This window comes from Chitinophaga sp. (assembly GCF_035564935.1).
Classification (GTDB): domain Bacteria; phylum Bacteroidota; class Bacteroidia; order Chitinophagales; family Chitinophagaceae; genus Chitinophaga.
In genome coordinates this window covers 1-1,748 of sequence record NZ_DATMTE010000772.1, presented here as the reverse complement: position 1 = coordinate 1,748, position 1,748 = coordinate 1, and the positions used below count along the sequence as shown (strand labels likewise).

Here is a 1,748-nt window from a genome sequence, read left to right as displayed (position 1 = left end):
TATTTTTTTTCAACAGGAAATTTCTAGTCAAATAGGGATTTATATAATGACTACTTATGAAAATTTGTAAGCCTCTTATTTATCCTGGATACAACGTACCGGATAACCAGCATTTTTAAGATAATTCGATGTATCCCAAGAACTTTGGAATCCACGTCCCTGTACCGCATAATTATTGCCGCCGACTGCAGTGTTTAGCCAATAAATTGCGGAGCTTTGGCGGATAAGCTGGGCCCCCGTTGTCGGGTTTCTGTGACCATTTGCAGGAAAGCTTAATTTGATATCACTACTCTTTCTACTGGTCATAATATGTGCAGCTGTAAAGTCCGATAATCCAGTAGAAGTTCCACTAAATGGAATCCAGGTTCCAATGGAAGTATGGCGGGTATAAGTTCCTAAACGGGTATATTCAGCTTGACTAGGTACTCTATCTCCTGTACCACATGGATCCAATGCTGCTTTCACAGGAGCGGCTGCGGTACCATTATTCCATGAACCGTCTGGAGCAGGTGTTGTATTCCATCCTGCGATAGCGCCATCACCACTGTAAGCATTTGCCACTGCAGCCTGACGGTCCCATTGGTAGTAATTACCGTATAATGCCTGTACGGATGGAACGGCATCAGGATTATTGGTTGCAGGGTTTACATCGACCACACCAAGGTTAAAACGATCCCAACGATAGCCGGCGATGACAGCATAGCGTGCATCAGCAGCAGTAGCGCTTCTGGTGACATTGGACGCATTGACAAAGCGGTCGCTGTTGAAACGTAATTTCATGGTGTAGGAAAAGCCCGGTTTTAAGCCTAGACCTGCATTTGAAAAGTTAAAGTTTACCGCTTGCGCATTGACATCATGACCGATTTTGATCTGACCGCTTGGTATCGTTAATGCAATTGAAAAATTGGTCGACTGATTCTGGTTGACGATAAAAGTCTGTGCTGTTGCATTTAGATTTGAAACAGGGGGTACATTATTATCATCGACGGCAGATACTGTTGCTCCAGTGCTCAGGTCGACAGTGGCGTCAGTGAAAGGTGAAACCCATTCCGCTTGTACCGGAACCTCCGAAAGGTAACCTCCTTTTACATAGTTTGCAGTACCAAATGTACCGGTATCATCACTGTTGTCAACAAGCAGGGTCACACGGGTAAACATGTGCTGCAATGGTGTAGTTAATGGCGTCGGGGTATTGTTGCCGAGTATGGTGACATCTTTTTCGATGGCATACATGAAGTCCGCTCCATTTTCAGTATAGCTTGTAAAAGCGAAGTTAACCTGACCTGCCGTATACAGGTTTGTTGTTGGAGCAGCAGGGGGAGGGGTAGTCGTAGACCCCAAGGAATAGATCACAAAGGTATATTTATTACCTGCGATCAATTTATCCCCAAAAAATACCTGGCTTGCATCTGAGGCATCGCCAACCGCCTGGTCAATATAAGTACCGTCTGTTTCATAGGCTACTACCCGATAGGTTACCGGACCTCTCAATGACAGCAATTTCGTTGCGGCCTTTTTACCGGTGGATGCTTTAAGCCCGCTGTTACTTGGGGTATTTTCGGTCAGTTCTGCGGTAATGCTAAACGGTCCCGACTGAATTTCTTTTGTTATCGTTAAAGGTTCCGTTGCGCTGGCCTTTGCCGAAGCTTTCGCCACGGATATATTATCTCCGCCGAATTGGGCTTCAGTTAAAGCCAGTTTTATCCCTTTATTCACTTCAATAGTATTCTCACCTTTCTCCTTGCTAC

At 45.0% G+C, this 1,748-nt stretch carries 1 protein-coding gene; it reads right to left on the bottom strand.

What is annotated here, in order from left to right:
• Positions 1-75: 75 nt before the first annotated feature.
• Positions 76-1,748: hypothetical protein (locus VN105_RS19995; protein ID WP_325643493.1), on the bottom strand; the 1,673-nt coding region annotated here is incomplete at its 5' end.